Source organism: Mesorhizobium sp. B1-1-5, from assembly GCF_006443065.1.
Taxonomy (GTDB): Bacteria; Pseudomonadota; Alphaproteobacteria; order Rhizobiales; family Rhizobiaceae; genus Mesorhizobium.
The window spans coordinates 1-6,939 of sequence record NZ_VFWS01000187.1; the positions used below are offsets into that span (position 1 = coordinate 1).

General features: G+C 64.9%; 7 protein-coding genes. 2 read left to right on the forward strand and 5 right to left on the reverse strand.

What is annotated here, in order from left to right; all coding sequences use genetic code 11:
• The coding region (locus tag FJ980_RS28765; RefSeq protein ID WP_140547028.1) for an SMP-30/gluconolactonase/LRE family protein at positions 1-860 on the reverse strand (860 nt) is incomplete at its 3' end.
• A gap of 279 nt (positions 861-1,139) precedes the next feature.
• Between FJ980_RS28765 and FJ980_RS34840 the strand changes: the two genes are divergently transcribed.
• Positions 1,140-1,304 carry a hypothetical protein gene (locus FJ980_RS34840; RefSeq protein WP_181165005.1) on the forward strand — a complete coding sequence of 55 codons (165 nt, stop codon included), beginning with the start codon at positions 1,140-1,142 and terminating at the stop codon, positions 1,302-1,304.
• Between the two features lie 173 nt (positions 1,305-1,477).
• Here FJ980_RS34840 and FJ980_RS28770 read toward each other — a convergent pair whose 3' ends face one another.
• The 4 genes from FJ980_RS28770 to ccmA form a co-directional block, all read right to left on the reverse strand.
• On the reverse strand, positions 1,478-2,050 hold the full coding sequence (locus FJ980_RS28770; RefSeq protein WP_140547029.1) for a DsbE family thiol:disulfide interchange protein: 573 nt from the start codon (positions 2,048-2,050) through the stop codon (positions 1,478-1,480).
• The gene (gene ccmD, locus FJ980_RS28775; RefSeq protein ID WP_140547030.1) at positions 2,047-2,214 is read right to left on the reverse strand and encodes a heme exporter protein CcmD; all 168 of its coding nucleotides are present in this window, start codon (positions 2,212-2,214) and stop codon (positions 2,047-2,049) included. The genes FJ980_RS28770 and ccmD overlap by 4 nt, the downstream gene beginning before the upstream one ends.
• Before the next feature lie 117 nt (positions 2,215-2,331).
• A complete protein-coding gene (ccmB, locus tag FJ980_RS28780; protein WP_140547031.1) occupies positions 2,332-2,997 on the reverse strand; it encodes a heme exporter protein CcmB in 666 nt (221 codons plus the stop codon).
• 193 nt (positions 2,998-3,190) lie between these two features.
• Positions 3,191-3,799 carry a heme ABC exporter ATP-binding protein CcmA gene (gene ccmA / locus FJ980_RS28790; RefSeq protein ID WP_140547033.1) on the reverse strand — a complete coding sequence of 203 codons (609 nt, stop codon included), beginning with the start codon at positions 3,797-3,799 and terminating at the stop codon, positions 3,191-3,193.
• A gap of 283 nt (positions 3,800-4,082) precedes the next feature.
• Here ccmA and acnA point away from each other — a divergent pair, with 283 nt between their 5' ends.
• Positions 4,083-6,773 carry an aconitate hydratase AcnA gene (acnA, locus tag FJ980_RS28795; RefSeq protein ID WP_140547034.1) on the forward strand — a complete coding sequence of 897 codons (2,691 nt, stop codon included), beginning with the start codon at positions 4,083-4,085 and terminating at the stop codon, positions 6,771-6,773.
• The last annotated feature ends 166 nt before the right edge of the window (positions 6,774-6,939 follow it).

Genomic DNA, 6,939 nt, shown 5'->3' on the forward strand with positions numbered 1-6,939 from the left:
ATGTAGAGGCAGTTGAGCTTGTTGCCGCCGAACACGCAGTTGGCGGTCACTTCCGGCACCTTCACCTTGCCGATCAGCGTGCCGTCCGGATCGTAGCAATGGATGCCGTCGGCAGCACTTGTCCAGATGCGCCCGTCCGAATCGAGCCGGAAGCCGTCGAACAGGCCGGCGGTGCAGTCGGCGAAGACCTTGCCGCCGGAAACCTTCTTGCCGTGCTTGCCGACATTGAAGACGCGCATATGCGCGGGATTCTTCTCGCCATGTGTCCGGCCGGTATCGACGACATAAAGCAGGCTTTCGTCGAGCGAGAAGGCGAGCCCGTTGGGCCGCACCATGTCGGTGATGACGGCCTCGACATCGCCGGTCTCGGGATCGACGCGATAGACATTGCAGGCGCCGATCTCGCTTTCGGCCTTGTCGCCCTCATAGTCGGTGTCGATGCCGTAGCTCGGATCGGTGAACCAGATCGAGCCGTCGGAGCGCACCACCACGTCGTTGGGCGAGTTCAGCCGCTTGCCTTTCCATTTGTCGGCGATGGTGGTGACCGAGCCGTCGAACTCCGTCCGGCTGACGCGGCGGCCGGAATGCTCGCAGGTCACCAGCCGGCCCTGCCGGTCGACCGTGTTGCCGTTGGAATTGCCGGACGGCTGCCGGAACACGCTGACGCTGCCGTCGGTCTCGTCATAGCGCAGCATGCGGTTGTTCGGGATGTCGGACCAGACGACGTAGCGGCCGGCGGCGAACCAGGCCGGTCCTTCCGCCCAGCGGCATCCGGTGAACAACTTCTCCACCTGTGCGTTGCCGTTGAACAGGCGCGCGAAGCGCGGATCGAGAACTTCGTAATAGTTTGCGGCCGCCATCAATTTCCTCCCGGCATCACGTGACGGGCGGATCAAGCCAGCCCGCAGCCGTTCTGGCAAGACGGCAGGCCAGCAATTTGTATGACAAAAACGGATGAGAACTGCATGAAGCCGGACGACCCTGCATGGCCGCGCGCCGGATATCGGGCCTGTTAGCGCACAATTAACCGGCTATGCGCTGGCTGCAATGGTGCATTGCAACATCTTTCTTTTGCAATGCATCATTCCTATGTCATGCTGGCAATCGTCAGGGAGGAATAACGAAGAAGGAACCCTGTCATGTTCGACAATCTTGTCTCCCGCGCCCGCGCCACCATGGCCAAGCGCCGCCATTACAACCGCCTCGTCGCCGAAATCGAGAACCTGTCGAGCCGCGATCTCGCCGATCTGCGCGCCGACCGTTCCGAGATGCTCTACCAGATCCACAAGCAGATCTACGGCTGAGTCATTCCGGTCGAGGGGAATTCCCCCTCACCCGGATTGCCAACCGAATTGCGAAGGGCAATTCGGGGCAATCCGACCTCTCCCCAAGGGGAGAGGAGCAGGTATGCGCCGACGTCAACCTCTTCTCCCCTCGGGGAGAAGGTGGCCGCGAAGCGGCCGGATGAGGGGGCGCGTCAACCCGGCGCCGCCAGCGCCTTCTCGATCTGCGGCAACAGCAACGCACCCACCGAGTCGGGTGTCAGTGGCCCGACATGCTTGTAGGCAATCTTGCCGTCCTTGCCGATGACGAAGGTCTCCGGCACGCCATAGACGCCCCAGTCGATCGCCGCGCGCCCGGCCGGATCGGCGCCGATCGCCTGGTAGGGATTGCCGAGCTCGCCAAGGAAGCGGCGGGCGTTTTCCGGCTGGTCCTTGTAGTTCAGCGCCGCAAGCGTGAAGCGCTTGTCCTGCGACAGACCGAGCAGCACCGGATGCTCCTCGCGGCACGGCGCGCACCAGGACGCGAACACGTTGACCAGCGTCACCTTGCCGGCAAAGTCTTTTGACGCGAGCCCCGGCAGGCTCGTCCCTTCGAGCGGCGGCAAGTCGGTCTGCGGCGCCGGCAGGCCGATCAGCGCCGAGGGGATTTCCGAGGTGTCGCGGCCCGAGAGCAGTTGCGACAGGAACAGCCCCGCCAACCCCAGGAACACCAAGAGCGGCAGAAGCACGAACAGGCGGCGGCGCGGCGCTTCGGTTTCGAGGTTCATGGCTTGACGGCCTTGTCGGAACGCCGCCGCACCCCGGCCGCTTCCAGCGCCGCAAGCTCACGCCTGCGCGCCCGCTGGTCGAGCAGGACCCAGCCGATCAGCCCGGCGAGCACGACGGCGGTGATGGCATAGGCGGCGGTGACGAACAGGGCGTGCGCGCTCATAGCGACCGCTCCCTGCTCGTAGCCTTGTCAACCGTTTCGATCATGTCTTTCCATAACCCCGCGCTGGCCGGTCCGCAATTTGCCGCGGTGCCGCAGTGAAGGAACGTCCTCGCCGCCTCAATCCGTTCCGTGCCGCAACGCCAGCGCCGCCGCCAGTGGACCGAGCACCGCAAGAAACAGCGTGAGCGCGGCAAGGACGAGGAAAGGCTGCAGGAACGGCGCCGGATCGGCCACCGCGCCATAGCTCGCCGAAACGCCGAAGATCAGCACCGGAATGGTGAGCGGCAGCACCAGCACCGAAATAAGCAATCCGCCGCGCGGCAGCGCCACCGCCACCGCTGCGCCCGCCGCGCCGATGAAGGTGATGGCCGGCGTGCCGACGAGCAATGTGAGCGCCGTGGCGCCGATGCCCAGCGGCTCCATATTCATGAACAGGCCGAGCAGAGGTGCCGCGACCACCAGCGGCAGCACGCTGCCCGTCCAGTGCGCCAGGCATTTCGTCAGCACCGTCAGCGCCAGCATATGGCGGTCGTTGTTGAGGACAAGCAGATCGAGCGAGCCGTCCTCGCGGTCGGCCTGGAACAGCCGGTCGAGCCCGAGCAGGCAGGCAAGCAGCGCGGCAATCCACAGGATCGCCGGGCCGATGCGCGACAGGAGGTTGAGGTCGGGACCGACGCCGAACGGGATGGTGACGATGACGGCGAGGAAAAAAATCACGCCGATCAGCGCCCCGCCGCCGGCACGGATCGAGAGGCGGATGTCGCGGAGGAAAAGGGCTAGCATGATTTGCGATGCCCGCGCCCAGGCCCCCCTCTCTGGCCTGCCGGCCATCTCCCCCTCAAAGGGGGAGATTGGATGTCGCCTCGGCTTTCGCCAATCTCCAGCGTAGCAAGGCAAATGGGGCGCCTGAGCTGCTGATCTCCCCCTTTGAGGGGGAGATGGCCGGCAGGCCAGAGGGGGGGGCTTAGCGCTAACGTCAACCGGCTACCCTCATTTGCAGCTCGCGCGCCCCCTCCAGCCCCAGCGGCAGATGCGTGGCCGCCACCACGATCCCTCCATCCGCCAGATGCCCCCGCATCAGCCCCGCGAACCGCTCCTCCGAGGCCTTGTCCAATCCCGCCGTCGGCTCGTCGAGCAGCCAGACTGGCCGCCGGCTGACCAGAAGCTTGGCGATCGACGCGCGTCGCCTCTGCCCCGTCGACAGATAGCCGAAGGGCAGATGCCCGAGCCCGCCGAGCGCCACCGTCTCCAGCGCCTCTTCGACGTCCAGCCCCGGCTCGCCCTGGAAAGCGCGCCAGAAGCCGAGATTCTCCTCGACGCTGAGCGCCGTCTTCATTGCGTTGAGATGGCCGAGATAATGCGAAGCCGAGGCGACCGTCGGGAAAGCCTCGCCGCCGCCCTCGACAAGCACCTTGCCTCCGGCGGCCGGCAGCAGCCCGGCGACGATTCTCAGCAGTGTCGATTTGCCCGCGCCGTTCGGCCCGGTGACGATGAGCGCCTCGCCCTTTTCCAGCGTGAAGCCGGTGTTGGAGAAAACCGTCTCGCCGCCGCGCTCGCCGCCCAGATTTTCGGCGATCAGCCGCATCCTTGCCCGTCCCGAAAGCACCGTTGCGCGGCGCTCGCCGCCTCACGCAAATTCGTCTTTCGCCTGTCTAGAACTATTCCGGGAAATTCTCTATATGCGGTTCATCCGTGCCAGCGGTCGGCGCGGGATCAGAATTAGCGCCGAACCAGCGCACGCGCCGCCTTGAACGGCTCGGGTTGCTTGGGAGCGGACAGCGGAAATGGCCGTACCCGCACCTTTGCGCGTGATTGCATGCCAACGGCGTCCGTTCCCTTTCAGGCTGAACAGACAAGGACGGATCGCCGTGACGAAATCCCTCGACAGTTTCAATTGCCGCCGCACCCTGACCGCAGGTGGCGCGGACTATGTTTATTTCGACCTCGTTGAGGCCGAGAAGAACGGCCTCACCGGCATCGCCCGGCTGCCCTATTCGATGAAGGTGCTGCTGGAGAACCTGCTGCGCAACGAGGATGGCCGCTCGGTCACCAGGGAATCGATCCAGGCGGTCGCCGCCTGGCTGACCGACAAGGGCACCGCCGGCGTCGAGATCGCTTATCGCCCGGCCCGCGTGCTGATGCAGGATTTCACCGGCGTCCCGGCCGTCGTAGACCTCGCCGCCATGCGCGACGGCATCAAGGCGCTCGGCGGCGACCCGGAAAAGATCAATCCGCTGGTGCCGGTCGATCTCGTCATCGACCACTCCGTCATCGTCGACGAGTTCGGCACGCCGATGGCCTTCGCCCGCAATGTCGAGTTGGAATATGAGCGCAATGAGGAGCGCTACAAGTTCCTGAAATGGGGCCAGCAGGCCTTCCGCAACTTCCGCGTCGTGCCGCCCGGCACCGGCATCTGCCACCAGGTCAATCTCGAATATCTGGGACAGGTGGTGTGGACCAACGCCGAGGACGGCGAGACCGTCGCCTATCCGGACACCTGCGTCGGCACCGATTCGCACACGACCATGATCAACGGCCTCGGCGTTTTGGGCTGGGGCGTCGGCGGCATCGAGGCCGAGGCCGCGATGCTCGGCCAGCCGGTCTCCATGCTTTTGCCCGAGGTCATCGGCTTCCGCCTCACCGGCAGGCTCAAGGAAGGCGTCACCGCCACCGATCTCGTGCTCACCGTCACCCAGATGCTGCGCAAGAAGGGCGTCGTCGGCAAATTCGTCGAGTTCTTCGGCCCCGGCCTCTCCAACATGACGCTGGCCGACCGTGCCACCATTGGCAACATGGCGCCGGAATATGGCGCCACCTGCGGCTTCTTCCCGGTCGATTCGGAAACTATCCGCTATCTGACCATGTCCGGCCGCGAGGAGAACCGCATCGCCCTGGTCGAGGCCTATTCGAAAGCGCAAGGCATGTGGCGCGACACAGGCTCGGCCGACCCGGTCTTCACCGATCTGCTCGAGCTCGACCTCGGCGACGTGGTGCCGTCGATGGCCGGCCCGAAGCGTCCCGAGGGCCGCGTCGCCCTGCAAGACATCCCCGCCGGCTTCGCCAAGGCGATGGAGACCGAATACAAGAAGGCCGCCGAGATCTCGAAGCGCTACGCCGTCGAGGGCACCGATCACGATCTCGGCCATGGCGACGTCGTCATCGCCGCCATAACGTCCTGCACAAACACCTCTAACCCGAGCGTGCTGATCGGCGCAGGCCTCTTGGCCCGCAACGCCAACCGGCGCGGCCTGAAGCAGAAGCCGTGGGTGAAAACCTCGCTCGCACCGGGCAGCCAGGTGGTGGCCGAATATCTCGAAAAGTCCGGCCTGCAGAAGGAGCTCGACCAGATCGGTTTCAACCTGGTCGGCTTCGGCTGCACCACCTGCATCGGCAATTCCGGCCCGCTGCCGGCGCCGATCTCGAAGACCATCAACGATAAGGGTCTGATCGCCGCCGCGGTCTTGTCCGGCAACCGCAACTTCGAAGGCCGCGTCTCGCCGGACGTGCAGGCGAACTACCTCGCCTCGCCGCCGCTGGTAGTCGCGCATGCGCTGGCCGGCACGGTGACCAGGGATCTGACGACCGAGCCGCTCGGCGAAGGCAGCGACGGCAAGCCTGTCTATCTCAAGGACATCTGGCCGACATCGGCCGAGATCCAGGAGTTCATCGAGAAGAACGTCACCCGCGAGCTGTTCGCCCGCAAATATGCCGACGTCTTCAAGGGCGACGCCTATTGGCAGAAGGTCAAGGTGCCGGAAGGCCAGACTTACGCCTGGGACGACCACTCGACCTATGTGCAGAACCCGCCCTATTTCGCCGGCATGGGCCGCGCCTTCGGCAAGATCGGCGACATCAAGGGCGCGCGCGTGCTCGGTCTCTTCGGTGACAAGATCACCACCGACCACATCTCGCCGGCCGGTTCGATCAAGGCCGCTTCGCCGGCCGGCAAGTATCTCACCGAGCATGGCGTCGGCGTCGCCGACTTCAACCAGTACGGCACGCGGCGCGGCAATCATGAGGTGATGATGCGCGGCACCTTCGCCAACATCCGCATCCGCAACCACATGCTGGGCGAGAACGGACGCGAAGGCGGCTACACGATCCACTATCCTTCGAAGGAGGAGATGTCGATCTACGATGCCGCCATGGAATACAAGCAGGAAGGCGTGCCGCTGGTGATCTTCGCCGGCGTCGAATACGGCAACGGCTCCTCGCGCGACTGGGCGGCCAAGGGAACGAATCTCCTTGGTGTCCGCGCGGTCATCGCCCAGTCCTTCGAGCGCATCCACCGCTCCAACCTGGTCGGCATGGGCGTCATCCCGTTCGTCTTCGAGGACGGCACCTCATGGGCCTCCCTCAATTTGAAGGGCGACGAGCTGGTCGAGATCGACGGCCTGGACACGATCAAGCCGCGCCAGAAGATGGTCGCCAAGGTGACCTTCGGCGACGGCACGGTGAAGAACGTGCCGATCGTCTGCCGCATCGATACGCTGGACGAGCTCGACTACTTCAAGAACGGCGGCATCTTGCAATACGTGCTGCGCGATCTCGCTGCTTAACAGCAGCAAGGGAGTAGGGGAGTAAGGGAATAGGGGAGTAGGGCAGGTTGCCCGCTCGATCTGCTTCCCCTACTCCCCTACTCCCCTACTCCCTTACTCCCCTACTCCCTACTGCCCTACCTTTCCCAAACCGCGCCGTCGCCGCCAGCAGCACGGCCAGCATCAG